This window comes from Cupriavidus sp. 05L411, assembly GCF_056398045.1.
The window spans coordinates 319,772-335,177 of the sequence record NZ_JBFTOQ010000002.1; the positions used below are offsets into that span (position 1 = coordinate 319,772).

18 protein-coding genes are annotated in these 15,406 nt (G+C 58.1%); 2 read left to right on the top strand and 16 right to left on the bottom strand.

Going from position 1 to position 15,406, the window contains the following annotated elements:
• Positions 1 to 527: 527 nt before the first annotated feature.
• Positions 528 to 1,676, bottom strand: coding sequence for a dTDP-4-amino-4,6-dideoxygalactose transaminase (rffA, locus tag AC1DQR_RS03720; protein WP_477132543.1), 1,149 nt, complete (start codon positions 1,674 to 1,676; stop codon positions 528 to 530).
• A gap of 15 nt (positions 1,677 to 1,691) precedes the next feature.
• On the opposite strand from rffA, the gene AC1DQR_RS03725 reads away from it, so the two are divergent.
• Positions 1,692 to 1,925: a hypothetical protein gene (locus AC1DQR_RS03725; RefSeq protein ID WP_477132544.1), complete on the top strand. Its 234-nt coding sequence runs from the start codon at positions 1,692 to 1,694 to the stop codon at positions 1,923 to 1,925.
• 109 nt (positions 1,926 to 2,034) lie between these two features.
• Here AC1DQR_RS03725 and AC1DQR_RS03730 read toward each other — a convergent pair whose 3' ends face one another.
• From AC1DQR_RS03730 to AC1DQR_RS03765, 8 genes are all read right to left on the bottom strand, one after another.
• Positions 2,035 to 2,913 carry a class I SAM-dependent methyltransferase gene (locus AC1DQR_RS03730; protein WP_416049426.1) on the bottom strand — a complete coding sequence of 293 codons (879 nt, stop codon included), beginning with the start codon at positions 2,911 to 2,913 and terminating at the stop codon, positions 2,035 to 2,037.
• Positions 2,910 to 3,350 (bottom strand): GtrA family protein, encoded by a 441-nt coding sequence (locus tag AC1DQR_RS03735; RefSeq protein ID WP_477132545.1) that lies wholly within the window; start codon positions 3,348 to 3,350, stop codon positions 2,910 to 2,912. The genes AC1DQR_RS03730 and AC1DQR_RS03735 overlap by 4 nt, the downstream gene beginning before the upstream one ends.
• Entirely contained in the window at positions 3,313 to 4,218 is a 906-nt protein-coding gene (locus AC1DQR_RS03740) for a glycoside hydrolase family protein (protein WP_416049428.1), read from the bottom strand. Before AC1DQR_RS03740 ends, AC1DQR_RS03735 begins: the two co-directional genes overlap by 38 nt.
• 9 nt (positions 4,219 to 4,227) lie before the next feature.
• Positions 4,228 to 4,932 (bottom strand): acetyltransferase, encoded by a 705-nt coding sequence (locus AC1DQR_RS03745; protein ID WP_416049429.1) that lies wholly within the window; start codon positions 4,930 to 4,932, stop codon positions 4,228 to 4,230.
• The gene (locus AC1DQR_RS03750; RefSeq protein ID WP_477132546.1) at positions 4,929 to 5,714 is read right to left on the bottom strand and encodes a methyltransferase domain-containing protein; all 786 of its coding nucleotides are present in this window, start codon (positions 5,712 to 5,714) and stop codon (positions 4,929 to 4,931) included. The genes AC1DQR_RS03745 and AC1DQR_RS03750 overlap by 4 nt, the downstream gene beginning before the upstream one ends.
• A gap of 91 nt (positions 5,715 to 5,805) precedes the next feature.
• Positions 5,806 to 6,633 carry a phytanoyl-CoA dioxygenase family protein gene (locus tag AC1DQR_RS03755; RefSeq protein WP_477132547.1) on the bottom strand — a complete coding sequence of 276 codons (828 nt, stop codon included), beginning with the start codon at positions 6,631 to 6,633 and terminating at the stop codon, positions 5,806 to 5,808.
• A complete protein-coding gene (locus AC1DQR_RS03760) occupies positions 6,630 to 7,574 on the bottom strand; it encodes a glycosyltransferase family 2 protein (protein WP_416049432.1) in 945 nt (314 codons plus the stop codon). Before AC1DQR_RS03760 ends, AC1DQR_RS03755 begins: the two co-directional genes overlap by 4 nt.
• The gene (locus AC1DQR_RS03765) at positions 7,571 to 8,293 is read right to left on the bottom strand and encodes a WbqC family protein (RefSeq protein WP_477132548.1); all 723 of its coding nucleotides are present in this window, start codon (positions 8,291 to 8,293) and stop codon (positions 7,571 to 7,573) included. Before AC1DQR_RS03765 ends, AC1DQR_RS03760 begins: the two co-directional genes overlap by 4 nt.
• A 524-nt stretch (positions 8,294 to 8,817) precedes the next feature.
• On the opposite strand from AC1DQR_RS03765, the gene AC1DQR_RS03770 reads away from it, so the two are divergent.
• A complete protein-coding gene (locus AC1DQR_RS03770; RefSeq protein ID WP_477132549.1) occupies positions 8,818 to 9,663 on the top strand; it encodes a symmetrical bis(5'-nucleosyl)-tetraphosphatase in 846 nt (281 codons plus the stop codon).
• A 5-nt stretch (positions 9,664 to 9,668) separates the two neighbouring features.
• On the opposite strand, the gene AC1DQR_RS03775 is transcribed toward AC1DQR_RS03770, so the two are convergent.
• The 7 genes from AC1DQR_RS03775 to AC1DQR_RS03805 all read right to left on the bottom strand — a co-directional run bounded on the left by AC1DQR_RS03775 (position 9,669) and on the right by AC1DQR_RS03805 (position 15,373).
• The gene (locus tag AC1DQR_RS03775; protein ID WP_477132550.1) at positions 9,669 to 10,511 is read right to left on the bottom strand and encodes a lysophospholipid acyltransferase family protein; all 843 of its coding nucleotides are present in this window, start codon (positions 10,509 to 10,511) and stop codon (positions 9,669 to 9,671) included.
• Between the two features lie 63 nt (positions 10,512 to 10,574).
• Positions 10,575 to 11,849 carry a dihydroorotase gene (locus AC1DQR_RS03780; protein ID WP_183036601.1) on the bottom strand — a complete coding sequence of 425 codons (1,275 nt, stop codon included), beginning with the start codon at positions 11,847 to 11,849 and terminating at the stop codon, positions 10,575 to 10,577.
• A gap of 75 nt (positions 11,850 to 11,924) precedes the next feature.
• Positions 11,925 to 12,896 carry an aspartate carbamoyltransferase catalytic subunit gene (locus tag AC1DQR_RS03785; protein WP_416049436.1) on the bottom strand — a complete coding sequence of 324 codons (972 nt, stop codon included), beginning with the start codon at positions 12,894 to 12,896 and terminating at the stop codon, positions 11,925 to 11,927.
• Between the two features lie 105 nt (positions 12,897 to 13,001).
• Complete coding sequence (pyrR, locus tag AC1DQR_RS03790) at positions 13,002 to 13,529, bottom strand: bifunctional pyr operon transcriptional regulator/uracil phosphoribosyltransferase PyrR (RefSeq protein ID WP_253931518.1); 528 nt, start codon at positions 13,527 to 13,529, stop codon at positions 13,002 to 13,004.
• Positions 13,526 to 13,963: a Holliday junction resolvase RuvX gene (gene ruvX, locus AC1DQR_RS03795; RefSeq protein WP_416049437.1), complete on the bottom strand. Its 438-nt coding sequence runs from the start codon at positions 13,961 to 13,963 to the stop codon at positions 13,526 to 13,528. The genes pyrR and ruvX overlap by 4 nt, the downstream gene beginning before the upstream one ends.
• The gene (locus AC1DQR_RS03800; RefSeq protein ID WP_043348720.1) at positions 13,956 to 14,528 is read right to left on the bottom strand and encodes a YqgE/AlgH family protein; all 573 of its coding nucleotides are present in this window, start codon (positions 14,526 to 14,528) and stop codon (positions 13,956 to 13,958) included. The genes ruvX and AC1DQR_RS03800 overlap by 8 nt, the downstream gene beginning before the upstream one ends.
• A gap of 137 nt (positions 14,529 to 14,665) precedes the next feature.
• Positions 14,666 to 15,373 carry a pseudouridine synthase gene (locus AC1DQR_RS03805; protein ID WP_174422693.1) on the bottom strand — a complete coding sequence of 236 codons (708 nt, stop codon included), beginning with the start codon at positions 15,371 to 15,373 and terminating at the stop codon, positions 14,666 to 14,668.
• Positions 15,374 to 15,406 lie beyond the last annotated feature (33 nt).

A 15,406-nucleotide genomic window follows, 5' to 3' on the forward strand; every position in this document is an offset into this window, starting at 1 on the left:
GTGGGTCGAGGGCACCACCGTGGTTTGCTAGCACCGGTCCACGCTTGGACTGGTGATACACCCCAACCTCATGGCGCTGGACACGGGATGCGTCTGGGGCGGCAAGCTCACGGTGGCGCGGCCGGTGCCGAATTCGGCGCAGCGCTCGCTGATCCGGATGGACTGCCCACAATACTGCACCCCTCTTGCCTGAGACAGTTGCCGTGCAAAGGCAGGCATACGGCGTGGCAGCCACCGCCGGCGAATCTGTACCCTCTCACCTCGCCGAAGGCTCGCTCATTGCTGGCGGCAGCATTGACCCGCCGCGCCATGCCGTCAAGGCAATTGCTGTGACAACTGGGCTACGTGCAGGAGAAGCTCCGCGCTCAAGGAGCGGCTGGGCGCGAGTCGGAACACGTTTCACCGCACAGCAGTGTTGCGCGCATCGATCCTCGCAACCACAAATGGCACCCGGGTGACACGCCAGAACAATGGGAGGCGTTCCGGCACCGGGCAACCAAAGGCTTGGCTCGGGACACGCGCGCCGTTCAGCCTTGGTCGAGTGCCTCCGAGATAACGGAGACGATAAAGCTCTGTTGCTCCAGCGTAAGCCCGATCCACAGCGGCAAGCGGATCAAGCGGCTCGCGATGCTGTCTGTGACACTCAGCGAGCCATGCTGACGTCCATACTGCATGCCACCGGGAGCTGAGTGCAGCGGCACGTAATGAAATACAGCGTTAATGCCGCGTGCTTTCAGCCGCTCCAGCACCTTTTGACGGTCAATTCCTGGCTCGAGTAGGACGTAGTACATGTGTGCGTTGTGAGCACACTCCGCAGGGATAATCGGCCGCCGCAGACAACCAGTGGCCTCAAGCTGGGCCAGTTGCTCATGGTAGGCATCCCAAAGTCTCAACCGGCGCGCAGTCAATGACTCGGCCTCCTCGAGTTGCGCCCATAGAAACGCGGCTGTCAGTTCGCTCGGAAGAAAAGACGAGCCGACCTCCTGCCACGTATATTTATCCACTTCCCCCCGAAAGAAACGGCTGCGGTCGGTGCCTTTTTCCCGAATGATCTCGGCCCGGACGGACAACTGTGGATCATTAATCAGCAATGCACCACCTTCACCCGAAATAACATTCTTCGTTTCATGGAAGCTGTAGGTTCCGAGATCCCCAATGCTACCTAGAGCCCGCCCCTTGTAGCTAGCCATGACACCCTGCGCAGCATCTTCCACCACCATAAGACCATGACGCTTGGCGACAGCCATAATCGCGTCCATTTCACAGGCCACGCCGGCGTAGTGGACGGGAGCAATCCCCCGCGTTCGAGGTGTGATGGCAGCCTCGATCAAACGTTCATCCAGGTTCAGTGTGTCTTCACGGACATCGACAAAGACTGGCACGCCGCCCCTCAGCACGAAAGCATTTGCTGTCGACACAAAGGTGTGGGAAGGCATAATGATCTCGTCACCGGGCCGCACGTTCATAAGCATCGCCGCCATCTCCAATGCCGCCGTACATGAGTGGGACAGCAGTGCTCTTGCACACCCAGTCCTCTCTTCGATCCACGAATGACATCTCTTAGTAAATGGCCCATCTCCCGCAAGAGAGCCATTGAAATGGGCCTCAGCGATGTAATACAACTCTTTCCCCGTCATATAGGGCCGGTTGAACGGAATGTGAGTCTGGTTTTTCATATCAGGAGAATTTTGGTGGGTTCTACTGCCACGATATTGGCTAGGATGRCTGATTTTAAAGATTGTCCGGCGGTAATGATCTCAAGACTGAAGTTGCTTTTTATATTGACCCTTCATCGCCGCTCGCAGCCTAAAAAAATGAAAGCAGCAGCCCAAATGATCAGCGAAACCGCACCTTTTCGAAACCCGACTACAAAATCGGCACAGATCACCTCTCGTTACCAACAAGGAACAGCACTAACTAACTGAATGCCCGGCAGTGAACCCATAAATAATGGGAATACATAAGCATAGGGGGAAAAATCCGACCCTCGGTCGGCAATTGCCGTTCTCGTTCACAATCCGGCATTCCTCATCCTCATACGGATGCGCCTCCCTTCCTTGCTATCACCAAACGCGAACCACCAACCGGGTAATTCACACCCAGCCGGATAAGCTGACGTTCCAGGCTCAAGATCGCCTTCAAGGTCCAATTGAGCGTCGAACTGATCTCGAACTCGGCAAGCGGATCAAAATCCTCAGGGGATCCTGCACGTTGCCGGGAAAATAGCATCGCAGGTAACAAAAGCGACATAAATGAAGTCGTGCGAATGATTTCAAATCCGGCGCGAACAAGTTTTTCAAGAATATCCTGAGCCGAGTAACGGCGGACATGACAAGCGTACGTATCAGCCGCGCTCCACAGCCACTGATGCTGTGGCACAGTGATCAACAGCCCGCCACCCGGCCTGATCGCCCGGCAAAGATTCTCCAAGACAACCTCATCCTCATCAATGTGCTCGATGACGTCGAAGGCTGCGACCAGATCGAATTCGTCGACGTATGGAATACGGCGTGCGTCCATCTGCAAAAACTGCGCCCTATTGACGCGAGCCGCTGCGAAAGCAAGGCCGTCCGAGAAAATCTCGCTTCCAACGACGCGGGCGTCGGGGAATGCCCGTGAAACGCCGGAAAGCACGAATCCCGTCCCGCAACCCACTTCTAGAAAAGACTCAAGACCAGGAAAATATTTTCTTAGCGCCCAAATTATCAGTTCATTTCGCGACCGAAACCAGAAATTCCCTTCCTCGAGGCGCACCAGCTGACCAAAATACTCCGCCTTGAAGCCGCCCCCTGCCCTACTTAACTCGGCAGCCCAAGCAGGAAATCCATTCACCGTTTCGGGGATAAAACCACACGCCGGACAACCCTGATGTTCGGATGGATAGAGTCCATTGCATTGAGGGCAGGCAATCATGATAGAGAAGTTGCCTTTGATTGTGGAAAAACAAAATAATTGAACATCAAGAAGAGGAAACCCGCAACAATGAAGACCGCTGCTGCCTGAACCAACTGATGTGGATAGCCCAGCCGACCAGCAAAAAAATAAAGCATAGAGAAATTAAGGCCATAGCCAATGGAGTGAGTCAGCCAATAGCGAATCAGGCTTGGCAATGCCTTTCCATCATGAGCAAAGGCCCACCGGCGATTACCTAGGAATCCCAGTGCAGCCCCAACGGAATAGAGAGTTGACATAGCCACCATCGGCCGGACCCCCAGCCATGTGACAGCCAAATATAAACCGTATCCGCATGCATTACTAAACAGGCCGACGAGGATATACCGGAAAAAAGCTAGACCTATTTTTCTTTTATGTTTAGTTGCGGACGGCAAGTCCGAAGCCAGTTCTTCCATAGCCGTTTCCATTGTAAAGCATAAACCATTGCCCTTTGTGGGCAAAAACAAATGGGTACTCGATCATCTCGGAGTCCCAGCCGGATGCCGAGACACCTATTCCCACATCCTCCAGACGCAGCAACCACTGGCCGCCATCTTTACTTGTCGCGTATCCGATACGATAGGTCGTCTTGTCTCCACTGCGATATGAAAACCACATGTGGTAACCCTCGCTGGCACTGCCAACCACAGTTGGACGCGAGAATGCTTGCGCCAGATTCAATTCATATGGAACTGCCAGGCCTTCCTTCTCCCAGCACTGGGCGTCTGATGACCTTGCCTGATTTATTACATGAAGCATCTCGCCATTACCAGCATCCCAGGTCACGGTCGAGCCGTACCACATCCGATAGGAACCATCATTCTCCCGTAATACCCAAGGATAAGACAAACTGACCGGGTCAACATTGTCGAGAGCCATATAGGGCAAATTGCCATCAAGACTCAAGGACCAATCGCTGCCAAGCGCAAGACGCCCTATTTCCCCCACCCAGTGCGCATCAGGGGGACACTGCCATCCCATGAAGAGGATATATCGCTCTCCATTCGATTCGTACCAATTCCCAATGCTCACACCATGGGAGTAGAACGAATTCTCCTCGCCATGCTCAAAGACAGGCCGGTCGTGAACGTACACGATCTCCCTCTTCAGGATATCCACGTCAACAAAACCGACCGACGAACGGTTCTTTTCGTCCCGCCCACTATAGAACACACGATAAACATCGCCGTCCAGCAAGATGGGCAACGGGTTCGCTGCGTGCGTCAACAATTTAGGGTGAACTCCCTCCGGGCAATACAGCAGTCCCAATTTTTGCCATTGCATTCTGCTCTCCTAGATCTTTCGAAGCTTGGTGCTAGGCACTCTCGAACGTTCTGTAGCCATACCCATGTAGACCCCTTCTGACTCTGCGTCGCTCAGCATCAAAGCACCGGCACCAATCACGCATCTTTCCCCGATCCTGATGTGATCACGCAAGGTCGCATTGACCCCGATGAAACACTGCTCTCCAACCTCAACCCTTCCGGAAATCACCACATGGGAAGCGATAAAGCAGTGGTCCTTGATGACTGAGTGATGACCAATGTGATTTCCACTCCACAAAGTGACGTTATTCCCAATGGTTACAAATGGCTGAATAGTATTATCCTCAAAGATAAAACAGTTCTCCCCAATTTTCCCCGCATTAAGTACCGTTGCCCTGGAACTAATGAAACTGGCTAACCGATAACCTAGTGCCTTGGCTTCTACGTATTTCCCTCTACGTACCGCATTGAGCTTGGAATAACCAAGTGCCACAAACAAATCATGCTCCTCCGGTCCGTATTGCTTGAGAATTTCCTCGAAAGCAATGACCGGAAGACCACAGAGGGTGCTGTCTGTCAGATAGGCGGCATCAATCGTGAAGGCAACTACTTCATATTGCGAATCCGTGGTGAAATAGTAGTGTGCCAACTGGGCTGCATCACCAATGCCGAAGATAACCAAACGCTTTTTCATGGCCACATTTTCAGAAGAGTTACCGGCAATGCCGGTCATGCATTCTCAGCGGCGGCGCAGGGCCGGGCTTCGAAGAAAAGCACCAGCGCACGGTCTGACTGTGCACATAGCTTTTGGAGGATATGCCACGGTAAGAGTGTGTACTTGTTAAGCAATAGCCCAAGTATCACCGGGAAGTGCGTTTTGTATTTCACCGAACGCCTCCCCGACTCCTTGGTGCGTTCCAGGGACGACAGTGCGAGCTTCTGTCTTTCACCCCTGCTCACCAGGAAATTGGAGACTGGCAACAACAAGTTTGAAATGGGAAACGTCAAACCAGCAATGTGCAGCAGTCGCCAGTCATTGGCAACGACCAAGTCCCGAACCGTTGCCCGGGTATAGCGCCTGCAGTGTCCCGCGATATCATCCTCAATACCCCAGTGCGCCGGCGAGGCGGGAACCAGTGCGATCATGATCCCGTCCGGCTTCAGGTGAGTTGAGGACTTTCTCATGAAGGCAGATTGCTTGTCGTTCTCTAGATGCTCCATGACCATACATGAAATCACTAGATCGACCTCTTCGGAAACTTGAGATGAGAGATAATCCTCATTGATCGCCATGAAACGCCGCTCAGAAATCTCCTTTTCAAAGCGGAGCTTTAATGATACTACCGTTCTCGCCTCAAGCTCGTATGAGCACCCGGACCAACCATGATCCAACAACAGGCGCGTTATTTCGCCGCTACCAGGTCCTATTTCGATAAATCTCCCTGGAGGAATCCGGCGCAAGCGTTCCCGCAGATACATTAGTTGAAGTAAAGTACCAGGTGGCAACACTTTCATATTATTTCTTCCCTAAAAATCCGAACGGAGTGCGCACTGAGTCCCAAAACCATACCACCTTACACCTATTGATTGGATTGATGCACGAGCGTCAATATTTTTTCGCCTCTCGCGTCGAAAGGTAGTCAGCAATGGAAGCAGGCTCCATATAATCGAACCCCAATATTTCCTTCACTTCCGGCGAAAGATCCGCACCCTGCATATTATTTGGAATATTGATCTGCTGTTTGAAATATGGAATATTGTAGACGTGATTCACTGCCCGCCTCACCGACTGCGATCTGTTGAACCCACCCGCATGAAATAGCATGCAATCGAGCAACAGGAATGATCCTGCTTCTGCTTCAACCTGAACAGCATTTTTCCGGATATAAGCCGCAGAAGGAAACGCCTCAGCTTTGTGCGACGCGGGAAGCACAAATGTCGCACCATTCTCCGATGTGAAATCATCGACACAAAACAGGGCATTAATAGCAATTGGCTGAGTGGAAACAAAATGCTGATAAGGCAGATCCCGATGCCACGCCCCTTGATTATAATTCTCTTGCGGCGGATTAATCACGCAATTCTGCTGATTAAGGATGAATTTCCCGGGAATCAGCTTTTTGAGGACAGAAAGCAAATTCCCATTCATCGCGAGATTCAAAAATACTCCTCCGCCGTGCGTGAGTGGCGAACGGACGGAGTGATACTCGTCGATGCTTCTGAGCTTAGCTTCACCGTAGGCATCAACGTAGCGCTCCCTAGCACTGTCAAATTGATCAGATATAGCTTGCAATTCGACGTCTGAATAACCCGAATTCAGCACCGCGTAGCCAAGATTCCGAACTTGCTCGACGGCCTCATCAAGTGCGGAGTCACACTGATTCCGCAGAAGGATTCCGTAAGCCGCCTCTGGGACAGATTTCATCACCGTCATTTCAGGAAATCCTCCTCTTGAGAACCTCTATAGATCTGCCGAACTATCGAATACGGCCGCTGCTTCACTTCGGAAAACACCTTTGATATATATATGCCCTGGACACCCAGAAAAAATATAATCAGCCCGGAAAAAAGCCATATTGATGCTATTATAGAAGTGTAACCACCTGGCGGCGAAGCAACAAAGAAGTATCTGACCGCAAGATAAAAAATATAGCCCAGTGCAGAAATCGAGATGAATAGACCCGAGTAGAAGGTAAATACCAACGGCAGGCTACTGAAGGACGTTACAGCATTGACGAGATGGCCAAATTTGCGTGAGAGCGAGTAGGTCGTTGGGCTAGTCGAGTGTTTCCGAACAAGTTGCTGGCACTGATTGAAACCTGTCACAATCCACAGGCCACCAATATTTAGCTCGCGTTCCCGATGCAGGAGCAGCGCGTCGACGTATCGCCGCGACATGAGTCTCGCGGTGACTATGTTATTGGGTTGGTTTATTCCAGTAAGAAATCGAAACGTACGATAAAACAACGCGCCAGTTATACGCTCGAAGAACCCGCCTTTGCGCTTGCCCTGGACACCATAAACCACGTCGCTCATCTCGGCATCCATTTGCCTCTGGAAGCTGTCGAGCCACTCCGGCTCCTCCTCCAGATCGCTGTCGATCAGGAATATACTTTGGCCTCTGGTGCTCGCAAGGCCCGTCATCATGGCTTTGTGATGGCCAAAGTTCCGCGACAAGTCAATGACCACAATATGCGGATCCGATTTGCTCAATCCAACGGCAAGATCTAGGCTGTTATCTGGCGATCCGTCATTTACCAAGATAATTTCGTAATCGTCGCCCGCAAACTGCCTGGCGGCGGCACTTGTCCGTTGATAGAACTCGCTAATGTACGGAGCCGACTGATAAAGCGTGGCAACAATAGAAAGCTTCATGAACGAACATACCTCATGTAGCGGTGTGCCTCATTGCCGCAGTTGAACAACAAGTCGAGAATCGTCACCCCATGGGTAAACTCACCCCAAAGCTGTGGATACTCTTGATATCCGGAATAATCAAACCAGGATAGCTTGACACCCATTTCGCAGAATACGTTCTCTTCAATGTAACCCTTAGCCGCAGGACCTGAAATATACTCAGTACCTCCGGCCTGAACGCAAAGATCAGCCAAGCGTTCCGTTTTTCCGTCACGGACTACGTAGTCCCACGAATTTTTTATAACTGTCCTGATTCCCAAGTAGTTGCATACTGCTTCGATGAATAGACGATTCAGTTGCGACAGATGTGTATAGGACCCAGCCAAATAAAGCGGTTCGAGCCATTCTTTGATTTCATCAAAGTGCGGGGCACGGCGGTAGTTTTGCTCCAGTGTTTTCCAATGAGCCAGAGTCCAGCCGTTGCCGTCGATCTCGGTTTCCCTGATTTTTTGATCGTACTTTCCCTTGACTTGAACCGGGACCGTGAGCCACTGCACACCCTGCGGCGTTTTGATCTGATTACGATTACGCCAGTCACGCCGGGTGTACTGCATATCGTCATAGAGGATGAACTCATCCACTGCGGCAATCATGTCGAAGTATCCCTTCCAAGGGATGTAATTGGACTGAAGGATGGCAATTTTCTTCAAACGTCGCTCCTCTTTACGGCATCGCATGCCGCTTTTGCAGCATCAACGTCGCGACCAAGACCAGGGGAGGCCGACGTCGAGTTGCGCCGCCTCCGTCACAAATTCAAAACACCTCAGCCATCGCCAATGGCACCCCGACCTTCGACGGGGTCGTGATCAACGGCACACCAATGTCACGCCGATCGTTGCATCATCCCAGCGAATGCAACATCTCGGGGCGGTAGAGATCCGTTGCCTTGTACAGCACAGCCGTGCCCTCGCGCATCTGGAATCCGTAGGCAAATCCCCTATGCGGCCCAAAATGCCACTCATCCATAACGTGAATATGCGACAACGCCGCGCCTCGTTTAATATTTGACTCATATTCTGAAGGGGCCTCGCCTAGCCGCCAGTGAAACGGCAGAATCGTTTACCTACCCCAAGGGGCAGTATTCTATCCGAAGCGATCTACGTTCCTGGCTGATCCCGGCACTGCAGCTCGGTGCTTGCCCATCATCCCAACTAAACTCGATTGAACATGAGCTCAACGACAAACGGCTTCCTTCTCAACAATGGCCGATAGAAAGGCGACACGAGAAAATTACGCGATCGGAGACCTTCAGGGTTGCAACGAGTCGCTCCTTGCTCTGACCGAGCGGCTACAGTCGAAAGCCGAACTTCGCTTCGTAGGTGACCTAGTCAACCGCGGCCCTGCCTCCGCACGCACGCTGCGAACCGTCCGCCAGCTTGGCGAACGCGCCGAAGCCGTGCTCGGCAACCACGACATCCACCTGCTGGCTGTGGCCGCCGGCGTGCGTAAAAGCGGCCGCAGCGACACTTTGGCCGATATCCTCGAAGCGCCAGATTGCGATGAATTACTCACTTGGCTAAGGCATCGCCCCCTGGCCATCCACGAAGACGGCTTCCTGCTCGTGCACGCGGGCGTGCTTCCGCAATGGACCACAGAGCAGACAATGGCGCTGGCGGCGGAAGTCGAGCGTGAACTGCGCGGCCCGGGCTGGAAGGCGTTCCTGGCCGACATCTTCGGTAATGCGGCGGACCGGTGGGACCCGGCCTTGCGGGGCATCGAGCGTCACCGTGTCGTGATCAACGCCCTGACCCGCCTGCGCTTTTGCAACGCCGACGGCGTGATGGACCTCAAGACCAAGGAAGGCCCCGGCAGCACGCCGGCCGGCTTCATGCCCTGGTTCGATGTGCCCGGACGGCGCACCGAAGACACCACGGTGGTGTGCGGGCATTGGTCCACGCTCGGATTGGTGATGCGCCCCAACCTGATGGCGCTGGATACTGGATGTGTCTGGGGTGGCAAGCTCACCGCCGCGCGCTTGGCGGCGGATCTGGCTGATCGCACACTGATTCAGGTGGAGTGCCCGCAGTACTGCGATCCGCTGGCCTGAGCCGATCAGGCTGCCGGCGCGGGAGAATCCGCGCTCACGTCGCCTTCGTTGAAGGATTGCTCGCTCTCGCGCCCTTCGTTCACGCGCGCCGCGAGTTCCACTGCGTGCTGTTGCGCGCCCTGGCTCAGATGGCTCACTACCGCGCGAGCCGCCTCGGCCAGGTCGCGCCGGCTGGCGCTGGTGGCGGTGAGGGCTGGCGCAAAGCATAGCCTGGCGGTGATCGGCGGCGCCCGCAGGATCGCATCGAGCGTTTCCAGCAGGCTCAGGTCGCCAATATAGGCTGGCGCCAGCGTCGGCTGGCCCGTCGCGGCATCCAGGTAAGCCAGCCCGACCGGCTGCACCGGCAGCCCGCCCGATATCGGCGCTTGCATCAGGTTGGCGTGGAACGGCAGCACGCTGCTGCCATCCGTGGTTGTGCCTTCCGGGAACACGCAGACCAGGTCGCCCTGCAGCATCACGTCGGTAATGGCGTGCAGCACGCGATGCGCGTCGCGCTTGCGCGCGCGTTCGATGAAGATGGTGCCGGTCTGCCCGCACAGCCAGCCGATCACCGGCCAGTCGCGGATCTCGGATTTGGCGACGAAGCGCACGGGCTGCCAGCTATTGATGACGTAGATATCCAGCCATGAAATATGGTTGGACACCACCATCGCGCCATGCGGCATGGCCTGCCCCGGCTGCAGGCCTTGCACCTCGAGCGTCACCCCACAGATCCGCAGCAACCGGCGCGACCAGCGCCGGATATGCGATTGCCGCGACTCTACGCCGAGCCAGGGGAACAGCACCGCGCAGGTCAGGAGGCCGCGCAGCAGGTGGAGGATCAGGGCGATCTTGCGCAGCCAGATCATGCCGGCCCCACTGGCGAACTCGCTTGTACCATCTTGTCCGACTTCCCTCGGGCCGGCATAGTTTCAGTGCAGTTCGTAGACGACGTGGCCGCCGACCAGCGTGGTGCGCACACGCCCACGCATCTCGTAGCCGAGCCACGGCGAATTCTTGCCCTGGCTCTTGAGCGCGCGGCGCTCGACCTTCCATTCCTGCTCGGGATGGAAGATGCAGATATCGGCGGCGCTGCCTGTGGCCAGCGTGCCGGCAGCCAGGCCGAGCACGCGGGCCGGCTCGGCCGTGATGCGGGCTAGCGCCTTGCCCAGCGGCACCTTGTGCTCCTCGGCCCAGCGCAACGTCAGCGGCAGCAGCAGTTCCAGCCCGGTGGCGCCTGGCGAGGCTTCGGCGAAGGGCAGCAGCTTTTCGTCGTCGTCCACGGGGGTGTGGTCCGAGCACAGTGCGTCGATGGTGCCGTCGGCCAGCCCGGCCACGATGGCGTCGCGGTCGCGCGCGCTGCGCAGCGGCGGCGAGAAGCGCATCTGCGAGTTGAAGTAGCCGATGTCCATGTCGGTCAGCGACACATGATGGATATTGACGTCACAGGTCACCTTGAGGCCTTCGCGCTTGGCCTGGCGCACCAGCTCGATGCCCGCGGCCGACGACAGGCGGCACAGGTGCACGCGTGCGCCGCTGGCGCGCATCAGCTCGAAGATGGTGTGCAGGCGCACGGTCTCGGCAATCACCGACATACCGGACAGGCCCAGGCGCGACGCCACGGCACCGCTGGCGGCCACGCCGCCACCGAGGTACGGGTCTTCCGGGCGCAGCCAGACCGTGAAGCCGAAGGTCTGCGCGTACTGCAGGGCGCGCAGCAGCACCTGGGTGTTGCGGATCGGCGCTTCGGCCTGCGAGAAGCCGATGCAGCCGGCCTCGGTGAGCTGCGACATCTCGGTCAGCGTCTCGCCCTTGAGGCCCAGCGTGAGCGCACCTAGCGGATACACGTGGGTCTGGTTGAGCGTGCGGGCGCGGTACTTGAGCATCTCGACCAGGCCGGGCTCGTCGAGCACGGGGTCGGTGTCGGGAGGGCAAACCAGGCTGGTCACGCCGCCGGCGGTGGCCGCCGCCACTTCGGATTCGAGCGTGGCCTTGTATTCATAGCCCGGCTCGCGCAGCCGCGCGGACAGGTCGACCAGGCCGGGGCAGACGATCAGCCCGCTGGCATCGATCGTCTTGTTGGCGTGGAAGTCCGCCGGCGCGCTGCCCACGCCGACGATCTTGCCGGCGGCAATGTAGAGGTCTTGCTGCGCATCGACGTTCGCGGCCGGGTCGATCAGGCGGCCGCCCTTGATGTGGATCTTCATATCGTGTCGCTTGGCTTGTATTCGGTTGTTCTGGCTTGCCTGGACCTTGTCGGTCGGGCGCTATCCATCATGAGATCAGTCGTGGTTTCCGGCCACGATGCCCATCACGGCCATGCGTACCGCAATGCCGAAGGTCACCTGGTTGAGGATCACGGACTGCGGCCCGTCGGCCACGGCGGAGTCGATCTCCACGCCACGGTTCATCGGGCCCGGGTGCATCACGATGGCATCGGGCTTGGCCAGCGCCAGGCGATCGGGCGTGAGGCCATAGGCCTTGAAGTACTCCTGCGCCGAGGGCAGCAGCGCGCCGCTCATGCGCTCGTTCTGCAGGCGCAGCATGATCACCACGTCCACGCCCCTCATCCCCTCTTCCATATTGTGGAAGACACGCACGCCCATCTGCTCCAGCCCCGAAGGCAGCAACGTGCGCGGGCCGATGGCGCGCACTTCGGGCACGCCCAGTGTGGTCAGCGCGTGGATGTCGGAGCGCGCCACGCGGGAGTGCAGGATGTCACCCACGATGGCGACCGTGAGATTGGTGAAATCCTTTTTGTAGTGGCGGATCGTGTACATGTCGAGCAGCCCCTGCGTGGGGTGCGCATGGCGTCCGTCACCGGCGTTGATGACATGCACATGGGGTGCGACATGCTCGGCGATCAGGTAGGGCGCGCCGGAACTGGCGTGGCGCACCACGAACATGTCGGCCGACATCGCCGACAGGTTGTTGATGGTGTCGAGCAGCGACTCGCCCTTACTGGTGGACGAAGCGTTGATGTTCAGGTTGAGCACGTCCGCGGAGAGCCGCTTGGCGGCAATCTCGAAGGTGGTGCGGGTGCGCGTGGAGTTCTCGAAGAACAGGTTAAACACGCTTTTGCCGCGCAACAGCGGCACCTTCTTCACTTCGCGGTCCGAGTCGGACAGCGAGACGAACTGGCTGGCGGTGTCGAGGATGTGCGCGACCATCTCGCGCGACAAGCCCTCGATCGAAAGCAGATGCTTGAGCTCGCCGTTCTTGGTCAGTTGCGGGTTGCGGAACGTCTTGATCATGGCAGGTAGAAAGGGCCGGGCGGTGGCGTTGACTGGTCTGGGCAGGTCTGGGTCTGGCTTGCCGGCGTGCCGTTGCGGGCGCGCCGGCCGGTGGGCTGGGCAGGCTTAGTTGCCGGTGGCCTCGTCGGCGAAGGCAAAGCGCATGTCGGAGCCGGTGCCCTCATGCGACAGCACCAGCGTGGTCCCGGGCGGCAACGCGACGTGCGCGGCGGCAAAGTCCGCAGCCGCCGGCAGTTCGCGGCCGCCGCGATCGACCAGCACGGCCAGCGCGACGCGGGCCGGGCGGCCGTAGTCGAACAGCTCGTTGACGGCTGCGCGGATAGTGCGCCCGGTGGCCAGCACGTCGTCGATCAACAGGATCTTGCGGTCTTGCACGTCAAAGGGCAGCGTGGTCGGCTGGGCCTGGCTATGCAGGCCCTTCTTGGCATAGTCGTCGCGGTGGAAGGCAACGTTGATGACCCCGTGGGCCGCCAGTTGCAGGTCGGCGGCCAGCCGTTCGGCAATCCAGGCGCCGCCGGAATAGATCCCGGCGACCGACCATTGCGCGCGTTCAGCCTCAGGCAGCGCGGCCTGCACCTGGTCACGCAGCGTACGGTAGAGCGCCTCGGCGTCGAGAGAGGAAGTCTGGGTCATAGCGGATGCTGGTCGAAGTACTGTTGCAGGATGATGCTGGCGGCCTCGGCATCGAGCGCGCCCTTGCGGGCGCCGGCCATCTCGGCGGCGATCGACGTGTAGCTTTCGTCCACCCAGGCCACCGGCAGGCCGAAGCGGCCGTTCAACTGGTTGCCGAAGCGGCGTGCGAGCCGCATCGAAGGCTGCTGGCTGCCGTCCGGATTGGTGGGCATGCCCACCACCAGTTGCACCGGCGCCCACTCGTCGATCAGCGCGGTTACCGCCTCGAAGCGGCCTTCCACGGTGATATTGGGGATGATGACGAGCGCACGGGCCTCGCGCGTGACAAAGTTGCCAAGCGCAACGCCGATCTTCTTTTCGCCATAATCGAAGGCCAGGACGGTGCCGTCGGAGGGCAACTGGCGCGGCGCTGGCGTCGCTCCGTCCTCAGGCATGCCCAGCCTCGCCCGAGAGCATGGTGAAGTCGATGCCCAACAGGCGTATGGCGGCGGCGAAGCGTTCCTCGGGGGGCACGCTGAAGATGATTTCGGGATCGGCCTGGACAGTCAGCCAGCCATTGCGGCTGAGTTCTTCCTCCAGCTGCCCCGCGCCCCAACCGGCATAGCCGAGCGTGAGCAGGAAGCGTTGCGGGCCGCTGCCGTTGGCCACGGCCTCCAGCACGTCCTTGGAGGTGGTCATCTCGAGTCCGCCGGGTACGGCCAGCGACGAGACATAGATGCCAACCGGATCATGCAGCACGAAGCCGCGCTCGGTCTGCACCGGCCCGCCGAAATAGACAGGCTGCTGCGCCACCGGCTGGATCTCCAGCTTGAGGTCGATCTTGTCGAACAGGGTGGCCATATCGATATCGATAGGCCGATTGATCACCAGGCCCAGCGCGCCGCGGTCGTTGTGCTCGCACAAGTAGACGACGGAACCCGAAAAAGTCGGGTCTGCCATGCCGGGCATGGCAATCAGGAACTGATTGGTGAGGTTGATTGGGGCTTCCAGCGTCGCCATTCCTGCATTTTATCAAATCGTTGCCATCCGTCCGGAAAAGATTCGCGGAATGCCGCAACGCAACATTCCGATGCTTATCCGGTGCGCTTGCTTGCTGGCCTCTGTGCCAGCGTCGTTGCTCGCTTGCTGCCGCCTGCCTATTCCTTGCGCGTCAGGGCGGCCAGGTCTTCCGGCGTCAGCCAGCGCCAGTCTCCCAGCGCCAGGGTGGGCTCCAGCACCAGCCCGCCGATGGCGCTGCGGTGCAGGGCTTCCACATGGTTGCCAGCCGCGGCCACCATACGCTTGACCTGGTGGTACTTGCCCTCGGTCAGGCTAAGGCGCAGGCTGCGCTCGCCGGTAGCTTCGCAGGCAGCCGCCGCGATCGGGGCCGGCTCGTCCTCCAGCTGCACGCCCGCCACCAGCGCATCGACCTGCTCTTGGGTGACCGGCTCGGCGGTCGTCACTTCGTAGACCTTGGGCACCTTCTTCTTGGGCGAGGTCTGGGCGTGGATGAACTGGCCATCGTCCGAGAGCAGCAGCAGGCCGGTGGTGTCCTGGTCCAGCCGCCCGACCGCCTGCACCTCGCGCTGGCGCAGCGGCACCGGCAGCAGGTTGTACACGCTGGGATGGTGGCGCGGGCGCTGCGAGCATTCGTAGCCCACCGGCTTGTTCAGCAAGATGTAGGCCTTGGTGTGGCCGATCCATTCCTCGCCGTCCACGGTCAGGCGCAGGCCATCGACCTCGAACTTGGCGCCCGGATCCTCGCACAGGGTGCCGTCGACCTCCACCAGGCCGGCCCCGATCAGGTCGCCGCAATAGCGGCGGGTGCCGAAGCCTTGGGATTGGAGGATGCGGTCGAGTGTCATGGCCATGGCTTGCTTCTTGATATCTGGATTACT

Coding starts and splice junctions, on each gene's coding strand:
- rffA (WP_477132543.1), bottom strand. CDS start 1,676: ATGAAAAACCAGACTCACATTCCGTTCAACCGGCCCTATATGACGGGG.
- AC1DQR_RS03730 (WP_416049426.1), bottom strand. CDS start 2,913: ATGATTGCCTGCCCTCAATGCAATGGACTCTATCCATCCGAACATCAG.
- AC1DQR_RS03735 (WP_477132545.1), bottom strand. CDS start 3,350: ATGGAAGAACTGGCTTCGGACTTGCCGTCCGCAACTAAACATAAAAGA.
- AC1DQR_RS03740 (WP_416049428.1), bottom strand. CDS start 4,218: ATGCAATGGCAAAAATTGGGACTGCTGTATTGCCCGGAGGGAGTTCAC.
- AC1DQR_RS03745 (WP_416049429.1), bottom strand. CDS start 4,932: ATGACCGGCATTGCCGGTAACTCTTCTGAAAATGTGGCCATGAAAAAG.
- AC1DQR_RS03750 (WP_477132546.1), bottom strand. CDS start 5,714: ATGAAAGTGTTGCCACCTGGTACTTTACTTCAACTAATGTATCTGCGG.
- AC1DQR_RS03755 (WP_477132547.1), bottom strand. CDS start 6,633: ATGACGGTGATGAAATCTGTCCCAGAGGCGGCTTACGGAATCCTTCTG.
- AC1DQR_RS03760 (WP_416049432.1), bottom strand. CDS start 7,574: ATGAAGCTTTCTATTGTTGCCACGCTTTATCAGTCGGCTCCGTACATT.
- AC1DQR_RS03765 (WP_477132548.1), bottom strand. CDS start 8,293: ATGCGATGCCGTAAAGAGGAGCGACGTTTGAAGAAAATTGCCATCCTT.
- AC1DQR_RS03770 (WP_477132549.1), top strand. CDS start 8,818: ATGGCCGATAGAAAGGCGACACGAGAAAATTACGCGATCGGAGACCTT.
- AC1DQR_RS03775 (WP_477132550.1), bottom strand. CDS start 10,511: ATGATCTGGCTGCGCAAGATCGCCCTGATCCTCCACCTGCTGCGCGGC.
- AC1DQR_RS03780 (WP_183036601.1), bottom strand. CDS start 11,849: ATGAAGATCCACATCAAGGGCGGCCGCCTGATCGACCCGGCCGCGAAC.
- AC1DQR_RS03785 (WP_416049436.1), bottom strand. CDS start 12,896: ATGATCAAGACGTTCCGCAACCCGCAACTGACCAAGAACGGCGAGCTC.
- pyrR (WP_253931518.1), bottom strand. CDS start 13,529: ATGACCCAGACTTCCTCTCTCGACGCCGAGGCGCTCTACCGTACGCTG.
- ruvX (WP_416049437.1), bottom strand. CDS start 13,963: ATGCCTGAGGACGGAGCGACGCCAGCGCCGCGCCAGTTGCCCTCCGAC.
- AC1DQR_RS03800 (WP_043348720.1), bottom strand. CDS start 14,528: ATGGCGACGCTGGAAGCCCCAATCAACCTCACCAATCAGTTCCTGATT.
- AC1DQR_RS03805 (WP_174422693.1), bottom strand. CDS start 15,373: ATGACACTCGACCGCATCCTCCAATCCCAAGGCTTCGGCACCCGCCGC.